Here is a 19,281-nt window from a genome sequence, read left to right on the forward strand (position 1 = left end):
CGGCGGCGCGCCCCGCCCCGGTCGCCGTGCGCGCGCCCGCGCAGGGGGTAGCGGGGGTCCGCCGCACCGCGGCCCCGCCGCCCGTCCCCGGCGCGGACCTGAGCCGCGCCGACGACGTCAAGGTGCTGGTGCCGCAGGGCCTGCGCGTCAGCGCGGCCATCGGGTGGCGCCTGCTGGTGGTGGTGGCCGCGCTGCTCGTGGTCGGGTACGTGGTGTCCTACCTCGCCGCCGTGGTGGTTCCGGTGGCGATCGCGCTGCTGCTGTCGGCGCTGCTGGCGCCCGCGGTGAGCGCGTTCCAGTCGCGCGGCGTGCCCCGCGGGCTCGCCACCGCGCTCGTGCTGATCGGCGGGCTCGCCCTGCTGGGCGGGGTGCTCACCTTCGTCATCGTCACGTTCGTGCGTGGCGTGCCCGACCTGGGCGCCCAGCTCAACACCTCGATCAACTCGGTCATCACCTGGCTGACCACCGGCCCGCTGCACCTGAGCAACGACCAGCTCAGCGACTTCCAGGCGCAGATCCTGGACACGATCGACGCCAACCAGGCCTCGATCACCGCCAGCGCGCTGACCACCGCCACCACGATCGGCCAGACCGCGACCGAGGCGCTGCTGGTCATCTTCACGCTCATCTTCTTCCTGCACGGCGGCTCGGACATCTGGCGGTTCCTGCTCGGCGCGGTGCCCAGCAGCGTGCGCAACCGGATCGACGTGGCCGGCCGGCGCGGGCTGGCCGCGCTGGTCAGCTACGTGCGGGCCACCGCGGTGGTGGCGGTCGTCGACGCGGTGGCCATCGGCATCGGGCTGGGCGTGATGAACATCCCGCTGGCCGTGCCGCTGGCCGCGCTGGTCTTCCTCGGCGCCTTCATCCCGATCATCGGCGCGGTGGTGGCCGGCAGCGTCGCGGTGCTGATCGCGCTGGTCGCGCAGGGGCCGATCCAGGCGCTGATCGTGCTGGCGATCATCGTCGCGGTCATGCAGCTCGAGGGGCACGTGCTGCAGCCCCTGCTGCTCGGACGGGCCGTCAAGCTGCACCCGCTGGCCGTCGTGCTGGCGATCGCGGTCGGTCTGCTGGTCGCCGGGATCGCCGGGGCGCTGCTGGCCGTGCCGCTGCTGGCGGTGCTCAACTCGGGCATCCGCTCGCTGCGCAGCCCCGCCGACGAGCACGTCGACCCCGGCCAGGTGCACACCAGCGAGCCGGAGGAGAGCGGTCCGGACGAGCCGGGCATCGACCGGCACGAGCAGCTGGGCTCCGACGACGAGGACGACCGGGACGACCGGGACGACCGCGACGACCGGGGCGGGAAGAACGACCGGGGCGGGAAGAACGACCGGGCCGACGAGGACCGGGCCGACGAGGACCGGGTCGCCGCGCGGGACCGCGCCGCGGGGGACAAGGGCGACGAGTCCGCCGCGTCTGCTTCGTCACCCTCCTCATCCGGGGGATAGCCGCCCGCGGCGGGTAACGGGTAGACCTGGCCGGGTGAACGTCGTCGTGCGCACCCCCCGGCTGGTCGTGCGGGACTGGACCGAACAGGACGCGCCCGCCGCGCTGGCGGTCTACGGTCGCGCGGAGGTCGCCCGCTGGCTCAGCCCGGCCGTCGACGAGATCACCGACGAGGACGAGATGCGCCGCACGCTGCGCGGGTGGATCGCCGACACCGCCGCGAGCGAGGACGGCATCGGCCACTGGGCGATCACGGTGGCCGACACCGGGCAGGTCGTCGGCGGGGTGAGCCTGCACCTGCTGCCGGTCGACGAGCAGGACGTGGAGATCGGCTGGCAGATCGCCCCGGAGCACTGGGGCAACGGCTACGCCACCGAGGCCGGGCGCGGGGTGCTGGAGCGGGCGTTCGCCAACGACGTGGACGAGGTCTTCGCGCTGGTCCGCCCGGCCAACCGGCGCGCGGAGGCGGCGGCGCGCCGGGTCGGGATGACCTGGGTCGGCGAGACGGAGAAGTACTACGGGCTGCGGCTCAACGTCTTCCGCGTGCGCCCGTCCGACCTCGCCGCCAGGCCCGCCGACCCGGCCTGAGACCGCGGGCCCGTCACACGCGGCCCGTCACACGCATGCCTGCAGCCCGCCGGAGGCCCCGGCGGAGAACGCCTGCGTGCGCTGGCGCGCGTCGCCGTGGCTGCTCGGATCGGCCCACGGGAACTCGTCGGCGACGGCGACCAGCGCGCCGGTCAGCTCCTCGGTGTCGCCCGGCTCCAGCCGGACCAGCCCGTCGTCCACGGCGCCCTGCAGGGTGGCCCCGGCCAGGCAGTCGGCCTGCAGCTCGGCGGCCACCGACACCTGCGAGCCGCGCAGCCGGGCCTGGACGGCGTGGCCCCACTCGTGGGCGATGACGACGTAGACCCAGGCGTCGCCGATCTGCTGGTAGCCGGCGTCCATCAGCTGCTCGTCCCAGGCCAGGAAGTCGCCCGCGGGGCAGTAGAACGCGTTGCCCGGCGGCGACGGGGTGCCGCCGCACGCCGGGCCGTTCTCGCCGATGTAGCCACCGGCGATCTGCGGCGGCACGTAGGGGCGCCGGCTCAGCTCGCCGAAGTGGCGCTGCCAGAAGGCGCCGACCACCTCGACGGCGTACCGCTCGTCCTGCTGGCGGGTCTCCGACCCGGGTTCGGCCGACGAGCCCGACGCGGACCCGGTGCCCATCCCGTCGGCCGTCTCGAAGGTGACCGTGCAGCCGGCCACCGGCATCGCGGCGACGACCACGGCGGCGATCAGGGCGATCAGCTGGCCTGCGAACCGCGGTCCGACCACGTCCGCAGGATCGCACGGCGCGCCGCCCCCGGCATCCGCTGAGGACCCCGCCCGCCGGTGCCGGCGTCGGGCCCGGCTGGAAGGCTGGGGGCGTGGGCGGTGCTGACGAGGGTGCGGACGAGGGCTCGGTGCTGGTCGGGGGCTGGACGGCGCTGGCGGGGGAGCGGTTCGCCCTGGGCGAGGGTTCGCGCCTGGTCGCCGGCCCGGACGGCGACCGGGTGGTGATGGTCGACATCCCGACCGGCCGGCTGCTGGTCACCGAGCCGCGGCAGGTGCTGGTCGAGCTCGACGTGCCCCTCGGCGCGGTGGCCCCGCTGGCCGGGGGAGCCGGCTGGCTGGCCGCCGCCGGCACCGGCATCGCGGTGCTGCACGCCGACGGCGCCGTCGAGTGGGTCGACCGCCCCGAGGACGGCAACCGGGTGTCCATGCGGATGAACGACGGGGTGGCCGACCCGGCCGGTCGGTTCTGGGCCGGCTCCATGGCCACCGCCCAGTCGGCCGACGCCGCGGCCGGCGCCGGTTCGCTCTACCGCGTCGATCCCGACGGCTCGGTGCACCGCGTGCTGGACGGGCTGACCATCCCCAACGGCCCGGCGTTCAGCGCCGACGGCACGCTCATGTACCTGGCCGAGAGCACCGCCGGGGTCATCCGCCGGGCGCGGGTCGACCCGGCGACCGGCGAGCTCGGCCCGCTGGAGGAGTTCGCGCGGGTCGAGGGGGGCAGCCCCGACGGCATGGCCGTGGACGCCGAGGGCTGCCTGTGGTCGGCGGTGCACGGCGGCGGGCGCGTCGACCGCTACGCCGCGGACGGCGCCCTGCTGGAGAGCCTGCCGCTGCCGGCCGCCCAGCCGACCAGCGTCTGCCTGAGCGCGGAGCCGCCCTACACGCTCCTGGTCACCTCGGCGGCCCAGGGCCTGCGGCAGCCCGGGGGCGACGACGGCGCCGTCCTGGTCGCACCAGTGCGGGTCGGGGGCAGGCGGGCCGACGTGGCCGCGCGGCCGGGCGGATGACCGCCGGCTGATACCGGGCCGGCGCGTTTGTCGGGGCGCGCGGTGGATATCTCCGCCGGAGTGACCTCCGGCACCTACGCTGCGCACATGGCACGGTACTTCGACGTCCACCCCGAGGATCCGCAGCGCCGGGCGATCACGCAGGTGGTCGACATGGTCCGGTCCGGCGGCCTGATCGCCTACCCCACCGACTCGTGCTTCGCGCTGGGCTGCCAGATCGGCGACCGGTCCGGCCTGGAGCGCATCCGCAAGATCCGCGACCTCGACGAGAAGCACCACTTCACCCTGGTCTGCCGCGACTTCGCCCAGCTCGGGCAGTTCGTGCACATCGGCAACGCGGTGTTCCGCGCGGTCAAGGCGGCCACGCCGGGGCGCTACACGTTCATCCTGCCCGCCTCGCGGGAGGTGCCGCGCCGGCTGCTGCACCCGCGCAAGCGGACCGTGGGCGTGCGCATCCCCGACCACCGCGTGGCCCAGGCGCTGCTGGCCGAGCTGGGGGAGCCGCTGCTGTCGAGCACGCTGCTGCTGCCCGACCAGGAGGAGCCGATGACCGCCGGCTGGGAGATCAAGGAGCGGCTCGACGGGCTCGTGGACGCCGTCATCGACTCCGGGGACTGCGGCACCGAGCCCACCACGGTGATCGACTTCTCCGGGGACGAGCCGGAGATCGTGCGCCGGGGGGCCGGTGACACTGCTCCTTTCGAGTAGCCCCGCGACGGGCGGCGGCGAGTCGGCGTGCGGGGAACACCGCCCGGCGACGGGCCGACCGCTCGGCTTCGGCGACCGGCGGGTGATCCGCTAGCGTGCGTTCCGGTCCAGCGCTGGTCGTACGCTCCTGGCCGCCCGCCGCACAGCGGCGCGCCCTGAGCGCAGCTGCGGTCCGTCCGACGAGAAGGAGTCGGGCGGGAGGTAGCGTGACCAGCCGGGACATGCGGTCAGAGTTGCTCGTCAGGGGACTCGCCGTCACCTCCACGCTCCCCGTGGGAGGGCGGCGGGACCGCATCGACTAGTTCGAGAGGACCGACTGGTGGCCGACAGGATGTTCGCGTCCGGCAGCGACTCGGTGAACGTCGGGCGCCTGGGCGCGACGACGCAGGCCGATCGTTGGGACGAGAGCCGCCCGGCGCACCCGTCGGCGTCGGCGGGCGACGAGGCGACCGCGTGGATGGCCCGGCGCCTGCAGGGCCGCCTGGACCGCCAGCAGTGGCTGCTCGACCAGCACCTGCACTCCGAGCCGTCCGCGGTGCCCGAGCTGCTCGAGCTCGCCCGCCGGATGCGCCGCGACACCGAGATCCTGCAGCTGCTCAGCGGCGACGAGTCGGGCCTGCGACCGGTCTCCTCGCGCCGGCTGAACGACGCCGTCACCGACGCCGTCTCCGGCGCCGAGGAGCCCAGCCGCGTCGCCGTGCGCTCGGCCCCGGCCGCCTCGGTGGCCCCGGAGGCCTCGGTCGAGTTCGTGCACGTCGTCAGCGCGGCCATCGACCACGTCACGCTCGCCTACCCCGACGCCCGCGTCGACCTGGCCAGCCGGGTGGAGAACCGGGGCGGCATCACCGTCGACATCGCGGTGGACGGCGCCGTCCGCAACGACGGCGACAGTCCCGACGGCCGCGCCACCCACAACCTCGCCGACCGGCTCGCCGCCCGCTCGCGCCACGGCGTGGAGCTGCGCCGACCGGCGGGCGGTCCGCCGTCGTCGGGCTCGGGGCTGGTGCTCAGCGTGCACTGCCCGCCCACCGCGGTCAGCGTCGACGAGCCGGTCTGGCCCTCGGCCTCGGCCAGCGGCGACCGCTTCCGCAACCGGGTCAGCGGCACCGGGGCGAACCAGCCGGTGCGGGGCAACGGCTTCAACCCGGCCTACAGCACCGGCTCGCACCCGATCGGCCGCAACGGCTTCGACCCCCAGGGCACCAACGGCTACCCGGGTGAGCACAGCGGCGGCTTCTACGGCGGGGGGCAGGCACCCGGCGAGGCGACCGGCCCGGGCCGCGCGGCGGCCTACTCGGACGGCTACGGCAGCGGCAGCTACCGCGGCTACGACCCGCTGAGCGACCCCCTGCCGCCCTCGCGCACCGGCGGCTTCCCGGCGGCGTCGAACACCGGCGGCTTCCCCGCCGCGTCGAACACCGGCGGCTTCCCGGCGGCCGGCCCGGCCGGCTACACCGACAGCGGCTACTCGAGCGGCTACAACGACAGCGGCTACGGCGGTCCGGGCTACCCGGGGAACGGATACGGCGGCAACGGCTCCGGCAACGGCTCGGGCAACGGCTACGGCGGCAACGGCTACGGCGGCACCGGCTCGGGCAACGGCTCGGGCAACGGCTACGGCGGCAACGGCTACCCGGGCAACGGCAACGGCTACCCGGGCAACGGCTCTGCCAACGGCTCCGGCAGCGGGGACTCGTCCTACGGTTCCTCCTCGCTGACCGGCCCCTCGCTGCCGGCCTACCAGCCCTCCCGCTCCTCCGGGGTCGACGAGCTGTTCGGCCCGCTCCTGGACCTGCCCATCGAGCCGATGGACGACCGCTTCGCCACGCCGATCTTCGAGGCCATCGCGTCGGTGTGGTTCCGCGACGACGAGGAGAACGAGGGCGGGCGCGGCTCGCTGGAGTGGGAGACGCCCAACGACGCCGAGTGGCGGGCCGCCTCCGAGCGGGCGGTCAGCGAGCCGGTCGCCGAGTCGCTCACCTCCACCGGCCTGCCCCGCAGGCGCCCGGGCAACCAGCTCGTCCCGCCGCCGCTGTCGCGGCGCCCGGCGCCGGTCAGCGGGCCGGCCGAGCGCGTGCCCGACCGCGTCCGCGACCGCCTCAGCACCTACCAGCGCGGCCTGCGCCAGGGCCGGCACCGCTCACCCGACGAGCGGTCCGAGTACGGCGAGTGGTGAGCTGCCCGGTCGGGCACTCACCACGCACATCCCTCACCACCGCGTGTGTGGACACGTGCCGGGCGCGGCGTGCGAGGCTGGCGGCATGAGCGACCCCGCCACCTCGATCGACGTCCCGGCGCTGCGTGCGCACTTCCCGTCCCTGCGCGCGGGCTACGCGCACTTCGACGGGCCGGGCGGGTCGCAGACCCCGGCGCCGGTGGCCGAGGCGGTGGCCTCGACGATGACCTCGCCGCTGGCCAACCGGGGGCGGGTCAGCGCGGCCGAGCGGCGCGCCGACGACATCGTGCTCGGGGCCAGGGCCGCCATGGCCGACCTGCTGGGCGCCGACCCGGCGGGCATCGTGTTCGGGCGCAGCATGACCCAGCTGACCTACGACATGGCCCGCACCCTGGCCGCCGGGTGGGGACCCGGCGACGAGGTCGTCGTCACCCGGCTCGACCACGACGCCAACATCCGGCCCTGGGTCCAGGCGGCGCGGCGGGTCGGGGCGGCCGTGCGCTGGGTCGACTTCGACCCGGCGACCGCCGAGCTCGACCTCGACGGGCTGGCCGAGGTGCTGTCGCGGCGGACCCGCCTCGTCGCGGTGACCGCGGCGTCGAACCTGGTGGGCACCCGCCCGGCCGTGCGCACGGTCACCGACCTGGCCCGCGAGGTCGGCGCGCTCAGCTACGTCGACGGCGTGCACGAGACCGCGCACTTCCCGGTGGACGTGGCCGCGCTGGGCGCGGACTTCTTCGCCTGCTCGCCCTACAAGTTCCTCGGCCCGCACTGCGGGGTGGTGGCCGCGGCGCCGGCGCTGCTGGAGACCCTGCACCCGGACAAGCTGGCCCCCTCCACCGACGCGGTGCCCGAGCGCTTCGAACTGGGCACGCTGCCCTACGAGCTGCTGGCGGGCACGACCGCGGCGGTCGACTTCCTGGCCGGGATCGCCGGCGGGGCGGGGGAGCGCCGCGCGCGGCTGGTCACCTCGATGACGGCGGTCGCGGCGCACGAGGACCGGCTGCGCGAGCGCATCGAGGCCGCCCTGGCGGCGCTGCCCGCCGTCACCGTGTACTCGCGCGCCGCGCGGCGCACCCCCACGCTGCTGCTGGAGGTCGCGGGCGCGGCGTCGCCGGAGGTCTACCGGTTCCTGGCCGAGCGCGGGATCAACGCCCCGGCGGGGTCGTTCTACGCGCTGGAGGCGTCGCGGTGGCTGGGCCTGGGCGACACCGGGGCGGTGCGCGTCGGGCTGGCGCCCTACATCGACGACGGCGACGTCGACCGGCTGCTCGACGGGCTGGCCGCGTTCGTGGACTCGGTGCCGGCCGCCGCGGCGACGCGCTGACGGCGGAACAGCGGCGGCAGGAACCGCAGCATCAGCACCGACCACGTCAGGTGGGTGAGGATCGGGGCCTGGATGCCGCCCGACGCCCACCGCTGCAGCCCGAACAGCGCCCCCATGGCCGCCGAGGCCAGCACGAGCGCGGGGTTGCGGGTGGCCGTCGTGGCCAGCACGTAGACCCCGGTGGAGACGGCCACCGGGTTGCGGCGCCCGACCGCCGCGTAGAGCGCGCCGCGGAAGAACACCTCCTCGGCCGCCCCGTTGGCCAGCGTGGTCAGCAGGACCAGCCGGTCGGAGCCCTGGAAGGCGTACTGCAGCACCGAGCCGATGGCCCGGTCCAGCACGGGGATGCGCCGCGCGACGAGCGCGGCGGCGTAGAAGGCCGCGAACGCACCCGCCCCCACCAGCACCGGCACGACGACCGGGCGCGCCAGGGTCGCGTCGCGGCGGGCCTGGTGGCCCAGGTGCAGCTTGCCCGAGGCCAGCCCGCCGACCACCCAGGTGGCGGCGGTGGCCCCGGTCAGGCCGTAGAACTGGGGGGAGTCGGGCCGGGTCGACAGGCCGGCGCCGAGCAGCCCGGCCCCGGTGAGCGCGGTCGCCGCGACGACCTTGCGGCGCTTGCGGAACGCCGCGTCGGACTCCTGGTGGTCGCGCGGGACCTGCTCGGCGATCCAGCGGGGGAGCGCGGCGACGACGCGGTCGCGCAGGCCGGGTCGGACGAGCCTCATCGGGTGCGGCCAGCCCGCTTCTCCCGGGCGCGTTCGGCGAGCGCGGCCAGCACGGCGCTGTCGTAGTCCATCGGTTCGAAGGGCACGAGCCGGCGGATGCTGTCGTCGCGGACCACGACCTCGTTGGTCATCGACTCGATCAGCGACCGCCCGGTCTGCCGGTCGACGCTGGTGACCAGCGAGAGCCAGCGGGAGGACAGCCCCGGGGTCAGCAGCGGCACCGGCACGATCAGCGGCCGACGGCCCTGGATGTCGGCGACCCGGCGCAGCATCTCCCGGTACTCCAGCACCTCCGGGCCGCCGACGTCGAAGGCCCGCCCGGCGGTCGCCGGCTCGTCGAGCACGCCGACGAGGTAGCGCACCACGTCGGCGACGGCGATCGGCTGGGTGCGGGTGTGCACCCAGCGCGGGGTGACCATGGCCGGCAGGTGCTCGACCAGCTGGCGGGTCAGCTCCCAGGAGATGCCGCCGTGCCCGATCACGATCCCGGCCCGCAGCGCCGTGACCGGCACCCCGGTCCCCCCGAGCAGGCGCTCCACCTCGCGGCGGCTGCGCAGGTGCTCGGACAGGTCGTCGCGGTCGTCGCCCAGCCCGCCCAGGTAGACGATCCGGGACACGTCCGCGTCCGCGGCCGCGGCCGCGAAGTTGCGCGCCGCGTCGGCGTCGCGCTCGACGAAGGACGCCTCGTCCAGCGAGTGCACCAGGTAGTAGGCCGCCTCGCAGCCGGAGAGCGCCTCGCGCAACGAGTCGGCGTCGTGGACGTCGCCGGGCACCGGCGTGCCGGCCCCGGTGTAGCTCCGCGGCCGGCGGGTCATGGCCCGCACCTCGTGGCCGGCCTTCTCCAGCGCCGGACCGAGCTTCCCCCCGACGAACCCCGATGCTCCGGTCAGCAGAACGCGCATGGGCCAACCCTCTCCTGTCCGGCGCCGTCCCGCGCGCTGGAGCGCGCGGGACCGGGTCACAGGCGCCCGCGGGCGCGGATGTGCTCGAAGATGAGGTTGGTCTCGGTGCCGGCGACGGCGGGGTCGCGGTTGAGCACGTCGCCGACGAACCGGCGCAGCTCGTCGGTGCTGGGCGTGGCCACGTGCACGAGGAAGTCGTTGGCCCCGGCCACGAAGTAGACCTCCAGCACCTCGGGGCGCCTGCTCAGCGCGGCGATCGAGTCGTTGATCGCGCCGCGGGCGTCGGGCTGCAGCCGTACCGCGATCATCGCCTGCAGGTCGTGGCCGAGCGCGCGCGGGTCGACGTCGGCGTGGAAGCCGCGGATCACGCGGTCCCGCACGAGCGCGCGCACCCGGGCCAGGCAGGTGGACTGGGCGACGCCGACCCGCTCGGCGAGGTCCTTGTTGGACACCCGGGCGTCGGCGGCCAGCGCCGCGAGGATGGCGCGGTCGACCTCGTCGAGCGGGCGAACATCCTTCGGTCCGAGCGGCCGTGCGGCGGCGGCTCCCGCAGATGGCAGAGGCATCCCGGCAGGTTATCGAATGATCTTCGGTTCGCTTGCCCTCGGAGAAGCGGTTCTTCACCCTGAGATCATGCGCATCGGTGTCCCCCGCGAGGTCAAGAACCACGAGTACCGGGTCGGCATCACCCCGGCGGGGGCCCACGAGCTGGTCCGCGCCGGCCACCAGGTCCTCGTCGAGCAGGGCGCCGGCGTCGGCAGCTCGTTCGCCGACGCCGACTACAAGGAGGCCGGCGCCACGGTCGTCACCGGTGCCCACGACGGCGAGGCCGCCGACGAGGTGTGGGCGCGCGCCGAGCTGCTGGTGAAGGTCAAGGAGCCGATCGCGGCGGAGTACCACCGGCTGCGCGCGGGCCAGGTCCTGTTCACCTACCTGCACCTGGCCGCCTCCCGCCCGTGCACAGAGGCGCTGCTGGCCTCGGGCACCACCGCCGTCGCCTACGAGACCGTCCGGCTGCCCGACGGCTCGCTGCCGCTGCTGGCCCCGATGAGCGAGGTCGCCGGCCGGCTCGCCCCGCAGGCCGGCGCGACCGCGCTGCTGAAGGCCGCGGGTGGGCGCGGCGTGCTGCTCGGCGGCGTCCCCGGCGTCCGCCCGGCGAGCGTCGTGGTGCTGGGTGCCGGCGTGGCCGGGCAGAACGCCGTCGCGATGGCCGTCGGCCTCGGTGCCGAGGTCACCGTCCTGGACCTCGACCTGGCCAAGCTGCGCAGGCTCGACGAGCGCTACGCCGGCCGCGTGCGGACCGTGGTGTCCAACGCCCACGAGGTCGAGCAGGCCTGCCTGGGTGCCGACCTGGTGATCGGCGCGGTGCTCGTGCCGGGCGCCCGGGCCCCCCGCCTGGTCGGCAACGACCTGGTGCGCCGCATGAAGCCCGGCTCCGTGCTCGTCGACGTCGCGATCGACCAGGGCGGCTGCTTCGAGGATTCGCGCCCCACCACCCACGCCGAGCCGACCTACACCGTGCACGACTCGGTCTTCTACTGCGTGGCCAACATGCCGGGCGCGGTCCCGCACACCTCGACGCTGGCACTGACCAACGTCACCCTGCCCTACGTGCAGCGGATCGCCGCGCACGGCTGGCAGGCCGCCCTCGCCGCCGACCCGGCGCTCGCCGCCGGCCTCTCGGTCCACCGCGGCACTCTCACCAGTACGGAGGTGTCGCAGGCGCTCGGCCTCCCGCACACTCCGTACACCGCCTGAGCCCTCTCTCCCAGAGCGGGACCGCCGCCGCCCTGACGGCGACGGCGGTCCCGCTCGTCCACGTCGGGCGGTTCCCCGCCCGCCACCGCAAGGTGCAAATCCCACCTCCGGTGATGCGCGTGCCACAGTGCGTCACGGGTCGGACGCGGAGAGCGGGCGGTGGCGTGGGGAACGGATCTGTGGTGAGGCGCCGTCAGCTCGCCCGGCTGCTGCGGCTGCTGCGGGAGCGGGCCGGGCTCACCCTCGAAGCGGCGGCGCCGCGGCTGGAGTGGTCGGCGAGCAAGCTGAGCCGCATCGAGACCGCTCAGCAGGCCGTCGACGTGCACGGCGTGAAGAGCATGCTCGACCTGTACCAGGTCGGCTGCGACGAGTGGGAGGACATCCTCGACCTCACCCGGGAGGCGCGCCAGAAGGGGTGGTGGCGGGCGTACGGGCTCGGCGACGACAGCTACGTGGGCTTCGAGAACGAGGCCAGCGCGGTCTTCGACTTCACCCTGGCCTACGTCCCGGGACTGTTGCAGACGGCGGAGTACGCCCGGGCGCTGCTCAAGTTCGGCGCGCTGCGCCGCACCCGTGCCCAGCTCGCCGGCGCCGTAGCGGTCCGGACGATCCGCCAGCAGCGGTTGACCTCCGCCGACCACCCGCTGGAGCTCGTCGCGGTGATCGACGAGAACGCCCTGCACCGCGCCGTCGGTGGTCCCCGGATCCATCGGGCCCAGCTGCACCACCTGGTGGCGGCGGCGGAACTGGACGCCGTGACGGTCCAGGTGCTGCCCTCGACGCTCACCGGCCACGCGGCGCTGGCTTCCCCGTTCACGATCCTGCGGTTCGACGGGCTCGACGAACCCGACCTGGCCTACGTCGAGCACTCGCTCGGATCGACGCTCGTCGAGAAGGAACCCGAGGTACGGGCGGCTAGACTGCGGTTCGACAGGCTGCGGTCGGAGGCCCTGTTCCCTCGCCCTGATCAGGCAGCTCGCCGCACGGACCTGAACGGGAGGCGCGGGATGGACCTGGCCACCGCCCACTGGTTCACGAGCAGCTTCAGTCCCGACAGCGGCAACGGCTGCGTCGAGGTCGCGTTCCTGGCCGACGGCACGGTCGCCGTCCGCGACACCAAGGACCGCACCCGTCCCGCCCACCGGCTGGCCCCGGCGGTGTGGGACGCCTTCGTCGCCGCCACGCGGGCCGGTCGGTACGGGCCTCGGTGACCGGGTCACGGTTCGGGCGTCGAGGCGTCCGGCCGCGGGTTGGCGGGCTTGGGACTGTCGGGGTACGGCGATACCGTCACCGCGTGACCGCTGCTACACACCAGGGTGCCCCCACGCCGCCACCGGGGCGCACCGCGCGAGAGATCCGGGCGGCGTTGCTGCCGGAGGAAGTCGGGGAGTTCGACTCCGCATGGCGGGGTGCGCTGTCACGCGCCGCCGAGACGCTCGATCTCGATGAGGTCTACCAGGTGCTCGACGACTGGCACAGCATCGCCCTGCTGACCCGCGCGGATCCGACGGCGCACCGCCGGATGCTGCAGGCCGCGCGCCGCGTTCTGGCCGGCGAGGCGATCCCCACGGTGCCCCGGGCCGAGATCGACGCGCTGATCCAGGAGCGTCTCGGCCGGTAGCGACAATGTACGAGATAGAGACCTACGAGGATGCGCGCGACCAACTCGCCGAGTTGCCGCGCGAGGCACTCCTCGCGTACGCGGAAGTGCTCGCGGTCCTGGAGATCGCCCCGTGGAGCGGTGCGCCTTACAACCGGGCTAAGCCGTCCTCACCGATGCGGCGCTTCAGCTTCGGGCGCGACGACCTCGGGATGGTGGTTTACCTGGTCCTGGAGCACGACCGTCGGGTGGATGTGGTCGGTGTGTACTGGCTCGGGTAGGCGCGCCCGGGCGGTCCGCCCGGTGTCGGAGCGCGCTGTGATCTAGGGTGCCGCCGTGGTTCCGGAATGGGTGCTCATCGCGCTGGTCGTGCTGGCCGTGCTGCTGGCCGCGGTGGCGCTCGTGGTGGCGTTGACCCGGCGGCCGGTGGCGGTGCCGGCGGAGGCGGCCGGGACCGGCGACGACCGGCAGCGCGCCGCCGTCATCGCCAACCCGACCAAGGTGGCGCCCGGCACGCGGGCCGAGGTGACGCTGGTCTGCGTCGACCTGGGCTGGCGGGAGCCGCTGTGGCTGGAGACGACGGTCGACGACCCGGGCACCGGGCAGACCGAGGAGGCGCTGCGCCAGGGGGTCGACGTGGTGCTCGCCTGCGGCGGCGACGGCACGGTGCGCACCGTCGCGGAGGTGCTGGCGGGCACCGGCACCCCGATGGGCCTGCTCCCGGCGGGCACCGGCAACCTGCTCGCCCGCACCATCGGCACCCCGCTCAACGGCATCGCCGCGGCCACCCGGGTCGCGTTGAGCGGCAACGACCGCAAGATCGACGTCGGGCGCATCCGGGTCGACGACGAGGACCACGACCGCGTCTTCCTGGTCATGGCCGGGATGGGCTTCGACGCGGCGATCATGCAGAACACGCCGGAGGCGCTCAAGGGCCGGGTCGGGCCGCTGGCGTACGTGATCTCCGGGCTGCGCGCGATGCGCGGGCGGCGCACCCGGGTGCGGCTCAGCTTCGACGACGGGCCCGCGCTGGACCGGCAGACCCGCACGGTCGTGGTGGGCAACAGCGGGACGCTGCTGGGCGGGCTGGTGCTGATGCCGGAGGCGCACATCGACGACGGCGAGCTCGACATCGTCAACCTGGCCCCCAAGGGCATCCCGGGCTGGATCGCGGTGGCCGGGAGGGTGATCACCCGCCGGCGGCGCGGGCACGCCAGGGTCGAGCACTGGCAGGCCCGGTCCATCCTCGTCGAGGCCGAGAGCCCGCAGCCCTCGCAGCTCGACGGCGACCCGATCGGCGACGTCCGCAAGCTCGACATCCGGGTCGAGCCGGGGAACCTGGTGGTGCGGGTGCCGGTGCCGCCGCCGTCGGATACGCCCGACCCCGGCTGAGCGCTACGGCTTCACGTACTCCGCCCGCACCCCCAGCAGCCGCACCGCCCGGCCGCGCCGGAAGCGGTCGAGCACCTCCAGGGCCGCTTCCTCGAACGCGGCGGCGTCGGTGGTCGGGCCGGGCAGGGTCTTGCTGCGGCTGCGGGTGATGAACGGTGCGAACCGCACCTTGACCGCCACCCGCAGCGCGGGACGGCCGTCGGCGGCCATGTCGTCGGCGACGCGGCGGGCCAGCGCCGCGGTCTCGGCGCGGATGCGGTCCCAGTCGTCGAGGTCGGTCTGGAACGTGGTCTCCCGGCTGCGGGAGCGGCGCACCCAGGGCGTGCCGCTGACCTCGCGGCGCCCGATGCCCCGGCCCAGCTGGACGTACCAGGGCCCGAGCATGGGGCCCAGCTCGGCGGCGAGCGCCTCGGGGTCGGCGGCGCCCAGCTCGCGGACCGTGCGCAGGCCGCGCTCGGCCAGCGCCGCCGCGGTCTTGGCGCCGATGCCCCACAGTGCGCGGGTGGGGCGCTCGCCCATGACGTCGTCCCAGGTGTCGGCGGTGAGCCGGTGCACGCCGGCCGGCTTGCCGAACCCGGTGGCGATCTTGGCCCGGAGCAGGTTGTCGCCGATGCCCACCGTGCAGTGCAGGCCGGTCGCCGCCAGCACGGCGGCCTGGATGCCGCGGGCGGTGGCCTCCGGGTCGGCGCTGCGGACCCCGACGAACGCCTCGTCCCAGCCCATCACCTCGACGACCGCGCCGGGCGTGTCCCGCAGGACCGCCATGACGCGCTCGGAGACCTCCTCGTAGTGCGGGTTGTCGGCGGGCAGGAAGACGGCCTCCGGGCAGCGCTTCGCCGCGGTCCGCAGCGGGGTGCCGGCCCGGATGCCGAGCTCGCGGGCCGGGTACGAGGCCGCGGCGACCACGCCGCGGCGGGTCGGGTCGCCCGCGCCGCCGACCACGACGGGCCGCCCGGCCAGCTCCGGGCGGCGCAGCACCTCGACCGCGGCCAGGAACTGGTCGAGGTCGACGTGCAGCACCCAGTAGGGCGGGGCGTCGTCGGGCGCTGCGTCCGGCACCGCGGAGTCCGGTCCTGCGTCGTCCGGCGCCGCTCCGTCGGGCACCGCGTCGGCGGGGGCGCTCACCGGCCCAGTGTGCCCCGCTCCGGTCGCTGCGGCACCTGGTCAGCCCCCCGGCTGCGGGCCGATCTGGCGGACGACGGCCGAGGCCATGCGCAGCTCGCCGATCCCGGTGGGGTGGAACGGCGCCGGGTCGGCCAGGCCCTGGATGTCGGGCCCGAGCCCGTCGGAGCGGTGGCCGCACAGCAGCCGCAGCGGCGGGTCGACCACGGTGAACCCGTACTTCTCGGCGCCGGTGCGCAGGACCTCGTTCAACCGGTCGTTCCGCGCCGTCAGCAGCTCGATCTTGGTGGGGTCGAGGCCCGGGTAGCCGTCGCGGTGGATGTCGGGGCAGTCGGCGTCGGTGTCGGGCTCGAACGCGCCGTACGAGGTCATGATGATCACCTGCGGCCCGTCCGGGAGGCCGTTGAGGTCGACCAGCAGATCGCCGTACACCCGGTCGAAGGCGGCCAGCCGGTAGTCGAACTCGCCCTGGGTGAGCTGGTCGGAGCAGTCCGGCACGCCGTAGCAGTACTGCAGGAAGTCGCTCCAGCCCAGGTCGTTGGGGCCGATCGCGACCACCACGAAGTCCAGGTCGCGCACCTGCTTGAGCAGGCCGACCTGGGGCGGCAGCACGCGGTCGCGGCGCTGCTGGGGCCCGCGCAGGCCGCTGGTCACGGTGGCGTCCGGGCAGGCCAGGTTGAGCACCCGGGTGCCGCTCAGGTTGCCGATCTCCACCGCGAGGGAGTCGGTGCTGCGCTCGCAGGCCGCGGCGTCCGGGGGCGCGTCGGGCAGCGGCGGCCCGCCCAGCCGCACGACCCGCGAGTCGCCGATGACCGCCCCGTCGAATCCGGTGACCGGTGGCCCGACGGGAGCGGGGGACAGGTGGTTGGCCCCGACCAGCTGCGACAGCGAGCTGACGTTGCTCAGCCCCCGCACCGACCCCGCGTAGGCCAGCGCCCCCGACCCCAGCCACGCCAGCACCGCCGCGACCAGCGCCACCAGCGTCATCCGGCGCGCGGCCCGCACGCAGTAGGACCAGATGTCGTGCAGCGGCGCGTGGGCGCCGGTCGTGCGGCTCTGCCGGCGCAGCACCAGCAGGGTGCGCAGCGCGGTGGCGCCGGCCGCCGCGGCCAGCGTGAACACCAGCAGGCCCGCGCCGGCCAGCAGGTACCAGTCCAGGAAGCCGGTGACGACCGACTCCACCGCCTCCCGGCCGGCCTGCGGCGCGCGCTCGGCGTCGAACACGGCGGCGGCGGCCTCGCTGCGCTGCACCGGGCCCATGGTCAGCTGCGGGCGCAGCGGGCCCCAGACGGTGAGCCGGTCGACGTCCAGTTCGGTGTTGCCGACCTGGACCAGCCGGGCGGCCCCGGACAGCGCCGGCTGCGGGGGCCGCGCGCCCACGGTCAGGTGCTGGCCGAACGCCTCGACGGGCTGGGCCGGGGTCAGCGCGATCGTCGTGGGGATGCCGGCGAGCAGGCAGAACAGCGTGAGGGCGATGGTCGGCCACGCCCTGGACCGCAGCGTCGGCGCGGCGGCGTCCGTTGTGGTGCCGGTGGCGGGGGAGGCGGCGTCGTCGCTGTGCTGGGCGGGGTGCCCGCCGGTCACCGCGCTGCCCGGATCGCCAGCAGGGCGACGTCGTCGTCGAGCGGCTCGGCGGAGAAGCGCTCCACCGCCTCGCGCACCGCGGCCACCACCTGCTTCGCCGACCGGCCCGCGGCCTTGGCCGCGACCTCCAGCAGCCGGTCGGGGCCGAACTGCTCGCGGCCCCGGCGCCGTTCGGTGACCCCGTCGGTGTAGGCCAGGAAGACGTCGCCGCGGTCGAGGTGGTGGGTCGTGCACTCCAGCCGCATGCGGGGGACCAGCCCGACGGCCGTGCCGAACCGGCCCACCAGCGACGCGGTGCCGTCGGCGCGGACCAGGACGGGCTGCACGTGCCCGGCGAGCAGGAGCTCGACGTCCAGGCCCGCGGTGCCCGGCCGCGACCGGCTGACCATCGCCGCGGCCAGCGTGCAGAACTGCAGGGGGTCCTCGGCTTCCATCATGACGTCGTTGAGCAACTCGACCGCGCGCGGCAGCGCCCGCCCGTCGCGGACCAGGACCCGCAGCACGTCGCGGACCAGCCCGGTGCGGGCCGCGGCCCGCGCGCCCTTGCCGCAGACGTCGCCGATGGCCACGTGCCAGTGCGTCGGGTCGACGGTGAGCACGTCGTAGAAGTCGCCCCCGACGTCGCTGCCGGAGCTGGCCGAGAGGTACTCGGCGGCGAACTCCACCCCCGGGACCACCGGCAGCGCCCGGGGCAGCAGGGCCTGCTGCAGCGCCTGCGAGACGTCGACGTGCGCGGCGGTGCTCTGCGCGTTGTGGATCGACAGCGCCGCCCGGCGGGCGACGTCGCCGGCCATCATGATGTCCTCCGGCGTGTGCGGGCGGTCCGGCGGGCGGCCGACGATCAGGGTGCCGATGGTGGTCCCGCGGGCGCGCAGGGCGAGCGCGATGCCGTCGGTGGGCGCCGCGAAGCGCACCGGGGCCGAGCCGTCGCGGACCAGCCCGGCCAGCCGCTGGGCCAGCTCCCGGGGCAGCCCCGGGCTGGCGGCGGGGTCGAGCACCGCGCGCAGCTCGGGCAGCTGGTCCTCGTCGGCGTGGGTGAGCGCGGCCAGGCGCAGCTGGTGGGTGGGGTCGACCAGGTGCACGGCGCACCACCGGCCCAGCCGGGGCACCACGACCTGCGGAACGACGGCGACCGCCAGCTCGACGTCCAGCGACTGGCCCAGCAGCTCGCTGGTCTCGGCGAGGTAGGTCATCCAGGCCCGGCGGCGCTGGTCGACGGCGCGCAGCCAGCGCGCCTCGACGGCCATCGCCACCCGGTTGGCGGTGAGCTCGACGAGGTCGCGCGTGCGCTCGTCGCCGATGTCGGAGGCGAGCACCCGCAGCGTGCCGCGCAGCGGCGCGGTCATCGGCAGGCGCACCTCCATCGCCGGCGACGCCGGGGCGCCCGCGCGCCCGGGGCGTTCGTCGCCGTCGCGGACGAGCTCCGCGGGGCCGGTGCCGTCGGCCTCGTCGACCTCGACCGAGACGAGGTCGGCGCCCAGCAGCTCGCGCAGCCTGCGGGACAGCTCGCCGACCAGCTCCAGCGGTTCGAGCCGGTCGGCCAAGCCGGGCGGCACGTGCAGCAGCCAGCGGGCCTGCTCGGCGGCGGCGAACACGCGGTCGGTGTCGGCGACCGGCTCCAGCGGGACGGCGCGATCGACCCGCGGGCGCCGGGCCATGCTGAACCAGACCGCGTGGCGCCCGTCGTTGTCGTGGCGGGTTCCCCAGGCGGTGGACAGCCGCTGGACGAGGGTGAGCCCGCGGCCGTGGGTGGCCGCGCGGCCGTAGCGCTGGCGGGGCTGGGCCAGGTGCAGCTCCAGCGGGCCGGCGCCGCGGTCGGCCACGGCCACCGTGACCTCGTCCTCGGTGATGGTGACCGTCACCTCGAACTCGGTGCCCGCGTGCAGCACGGCGTTCTCGCAGAGCTCGCTGGCCAGCAGGATCGTGGTGTCGGCCAGGTCGGCCTCGCGGTCGGGGTCGAGCTCCTCGAGCGCGCCCTGCACCATCCGTCGCGCCCGCCCGGCGGAACGGGCGTCAGGCGGCAGGCGGATCCGCCGCTCGAGCTGAACGGGCACGGGTGCAGTCTGCCAAGTGCGGCCGGTGCGTGCTCGCCCGCCACCTGCGGTGGGCGCGGCGGCGGGGCTCCGCGCCCGCGCCCGGGGAGCGCCGAGCACCCCATCGACTACTGTTTGCCGTCGGTGGATGCGCCGGGTGCGGGTGGCGCAAGTGCCGCGCGAC

At 75.4% G+C, this 19,281-nt stretch carries 17 protein-coding genes and 1 pseudogene; 11 read left to right on the plus strand and 7 right to left on the minus strand.

Going from position 1 to position 19,281, the window contains the following annotated elements; all coding sequences use genetic code 11:
* The first annotated feature begins 98 nt into the window (after window positions 1-98).
* Together KIK08_RS19430 and KIK08_RS19435 are read left to right on the plus strand one after the other, a co-directional pair.
* Window positions 99-1,445 carry an AI-2E family transporter gene (locus KIK08_RS19430; protein ID WP_214404638.1) on the plus strand — a complete coding sequence of 449 codons (1,347 nt, stop codon included), beginning with the start codon at window positions 99-101 and terminating at the stop codon, window positions 1,443-1,445.
* A 34-nt stretch (window positions 1,446-1,479) separates the two neighbouring features.
* On the plus strand, window positions 1,480-2,031 hold the full coding sequence (locus KIK08_RS19435) for a GNAT family N-acetyltransferase (RefSeq protein WP_214404618.1): 552 nt from the start codon (window positions 1,480-1,482) through the stop codon (window positions 2,029-2,031).
* 27 nt (window positions 2,032-2,058) lie between these two features.
* Here KIK08_RS19435 and KIK08_RS19440 read toward each other — a convergent pair.
* Window positions 2,059-2,805: pseudogene (locus tag KIK08_RS19440) on the minus strand (neutral zinc metallopeptidase); the annotation flags it as partial.
* A 47-nt stretch (window positions 2,806-2,852) separates the two neighbouring features.
* Here KIK08_RS19440 and KIK08_RS19445 point away from each other — a divergent pair.
* The 4 genes from KIK08_RS19445 to KIK08_RS19460 all read left to right on the plus strand — a co-directional run bounded on the left by KIK08_RS19445 (window position 2,853) and on the right by KIK08_RS19460 (window position 7,981).
* Window positions 2,853-3,770, plus strand: coding sequence for an SMP-30/gluconolactonase/LRE family protein (locus tag KIK08_RS19445; RefSeq protein ID WP_308257741.1), 918 nt, complete (start codon window positions 2,853-2,855; stop codon window positions 3,768-3,770).
* 87 nt (window positions 3,771-3,857) lie between these two features.
* Window positions 3,858-4,478, plus strand: a complete 621-nt coding sequence (locus KIK08_RS19450) for an L-threonylcarbamoyladenylate synthase (protein ID WP_214404619.1) — start codon at window positions 3,858-3,860, stop codon at window positions 4,476-4,478.
* A 319-nt stretch (window positions 4,479-4,797) separates the two neighbouring features.
* Complete coding sequence (locus KIK08_RS19455; RefSeq protein WP_214404620.1) at window positions 4,798-6,654, plus strand: hypothetical protein; 1,857 nt, start codon at window positions 4,798-4,800, stop codon at window positions 6,652-6,654.
* Between the two features lie 85 nt (window positions 6,655-6,739).
* A complete protein-coding gene (locus tag KIK08_RS19460) occupies window positions 6,740-7,981 on the plus strand; it encodes a cysteine desulfurase-like protein (RefSeq protein WP_214404621.1) in 1,242 nt (413 codons plus the stop codon).
* Here KIK08_RS19460 and KIK08_RS19465 read toward each other — a convergent pair.
* The 3 genes from KIK08_RS19465 to KIK08_RS19475 are packed head-to-tail and all read right to left on the minus strand — an operon-like array spanning window position 7,894 to window position 10,174.
* Window positions 7,894-8,706: a CPBP family intramembrane glutamic endopeptidase gene (locus tag KIK08_RS19465; RefSeq protein ID WP_214404622.1), complete on the minus strand. Its 813-nt coding sequence runs from the start codon at window positions 8,704-8,706 to the stop codon at window positions 7,894-7,896. The two genes, KIK08_RS19460 and KIK08_RS19465, sit on opposite strands and share 88 nt — an antisense overlap.
* On the minus strand, window positions 8,703-9,608 hold the full coding sequence (locus KIK08_RS19470; RefSeq protein WP_214404623.1) for an NAD(P)H-binding protein: 906 nt from the start codon (window positions 9,606-9,608) through the stop codon (window positions 8,703-8,705). Before KIK08_RS19470 ends, KIK08_RS19465 begins: the two co-directional genes overlap by 4 nt.
* Window positions 9,609-9,664: 56 nt before the next feature.
* Window positions 9,665-10,174 carry an Lrp/AsnC family transcriptional regulator gene (locus KIK08_RS19475; RefSeq protein WP_214404624.1) on the minus strand — a complete coding sequence of 170 codons (510 nt, stop codon included), beginning with the start codon at window positions 10,172-10,174 and terminating at the stop codon, window positions 9,665-9,667.
* 67 nt (window positions 10,175-10,241) lie between these two features.
* Between KIK08_RS19475 and ald the strand changes: the two genes are divergently transcribed.
* The 5 genes from ald to KIK08_RS19500 all read left to right on the plus strand — a co-directional run bounded on the left by ald (window position 10,242) and on the right by KIK08_RS19500 (window position 14,358).
* On the plus strand, window positions 10,242-11,366 hold the full coding sequence (gene ald, locus KIK08_RS19480; protein WP_214404625.1) for an alanine dehydrogenase: 1,125 nt from the start codon (window positions 10,242-10,244) through the stop codon (window positions 11,364-11,366).
* Between the two features lie 182 nt (window positions 11,367-11,548).
* Window positions 11,549-12,577 carry a DUF397 domain-containing protein gene (locus KIK08_RS19485; RefSeq protein WP_214404626.1) on the plus strand — a complete coding sequence of 343 codons (1,029 nt, stop codon included), beginning with the start codon at window positions 11,549-11,551 and terminating at the stop codon, window positions 12,575-12,577.
* A gap of 83 nt (window positions 12,578-12,660) precedes the next feature.
* Window positions 12,661-12,987 carry a DUF6247 family protein gene (locus KIK08_RS41800; protein ID WP_308257742.1) on the plus strand — a complete coding sequence of 109 codons (327 nt, stop codon included), beginning with the start codon at window positions 12,661-12,663 and terminating at the stop codon, window positions 12,985-12,987.
* Between the two features lie 5 nt (window positions 12,988-12,992).
* Window positions 12,993-13,247 carry a hypothetical protein gene (locus KIK08_RS19495; RefSeq protein ID WP_214404642.1) on the plus strand — a complete coding sequence of 85 codons (255 nt, stop codon included), beginning with the start codon at window positions 12,993-12,995 and terminating at the stop codon, window positions 13,245-13,247.
* A 55-nt stretch (window positions 13,248-13,302) separates the two neighbouring features.
* Complete coding sequence (locus KIK08_RS19500) at window positions 13,303-14,358, plus strand: diacylglycerol/lipid kinase family protein (RefSeq protein WP_214404628.1); 1,056 nt, start codon at window positions 13,303-13,305, stop codon at window positions 14,356-14,358.
* A 3-nt stretch (window positions 14,359-14,361) separates the two neighbouring features.
* On the opposite strand, the gene KIK08_RS19505 is transcribed toward KIK08_RS19500, so the two are convergent.
* From KIK08_RS19505 to KIK08_RS19515, 3 genes are all read right to left on the minus strand, one after another.
* Window positions 14,362-15,417 carry a DNA polymerase IV gene (locus KIK08_RS19505; protein WP_214404640.1) on the minus strand — a complete coding sequence of 352 codons (1,056 nt, stop codon included), beginning with the start codon at window positions 15,415-15,417 and terminating at the stop codon, window positions 14,362-14,364.
* Window positions 15,418-15,522: 105 nt separating this feature from the next.
* On the minus strand, window positions 15,523-17,064 hold the full coding sequence (locus KIK08_RS19510; RefSeq protein ID WP_214404629.1) for a GDSL-type esterase/lipase family protein: 1,542 nt from the start codon (window positions 17,062-17,064) through the stop codon (window positions 15,523-15,525).
* Window positions 17,061-19,118 carry a SpoIIE family protein phosphatase gene (locus tag KIK08_RS19515; RefSeq protein WP_214404630.1) on the minus strand — a complete coding sequence of 686 codons (2,058 nt, stop codon included), beginning with the start codon at window positions 19,116-19,118 and terminating at the stop codon, window positions 17,061-17,063. The genes KIK08_RS19510 and KIK08_RS19515 overlap by 4 nt, the downstream gene beginning before the upstream one ends.
* Between the last annotated feature and the right edge of the window lie 163 nt (window positions 19,119-19,281).

It is taken from the genome of Pseudonocardia lacus (genome assembly GCF_018531445.1).
Classification (GTDB): domain Bacteria; phylum Actinomycetota; class Actinomycetes; order Mycobacteriales; family Pseudonocardiaceae; genus Pseudonocardia; species Pseudonocardia lacus.

Bases quoted from the DNA above. Each gene is read 5' to 3' on its own strand.
- KIK08_RS19450 (WP_214404619.1), top strand. From the start codon at position 3,858: ATGGCACGGTACTTCGACGTCCACCCCGAGGATCCGCAGCGCCGGGCG.
- KIK08_RS19460 (WP_214404621.1), top strand. From the start codon at position 6,740: ATGAGCGACCCCGCCACCTCGATCGACGTCCCGGCGCTGCGTGCGCAC.
- KIK08_RS19465 (WP_214404622.1), bottom strand. From the start codon at position 8,706: ATGAGGCTCGTCCGACCCGGCCTGCGCGACCGCGTCGTCGCCGCGCTC.
- KIK08_RS19470 (WP_214404623.1), bottom strand. From the start codon at position 9,608: ATGCGCGTTCTGCTGACCGGAGCATCGGGGTTCGTCGGGGGGAAGCTC.
- KIK08_RS19475 (WP_214404624.1), bottom strand. From the start codon at position 10,174: ATGCCTCTGCCATCTGCGGGAGCCGCCGCCGCACGGCCGCTCGGACCG.
- ald (WP_214404625.1), top strand. From the start codon at position 10,242: ATGCGCATCGGTGTCCCCCGCGAGGTCAAGAACCACGAGTACCGGGTC.
- KIK08_RS19495 (WP_214404642.1), top strand. From the start codon at position 12,993: ATGTACGAGATAGAGACCTACGAGGATGCGCGCGACCAACTCGCCGAG.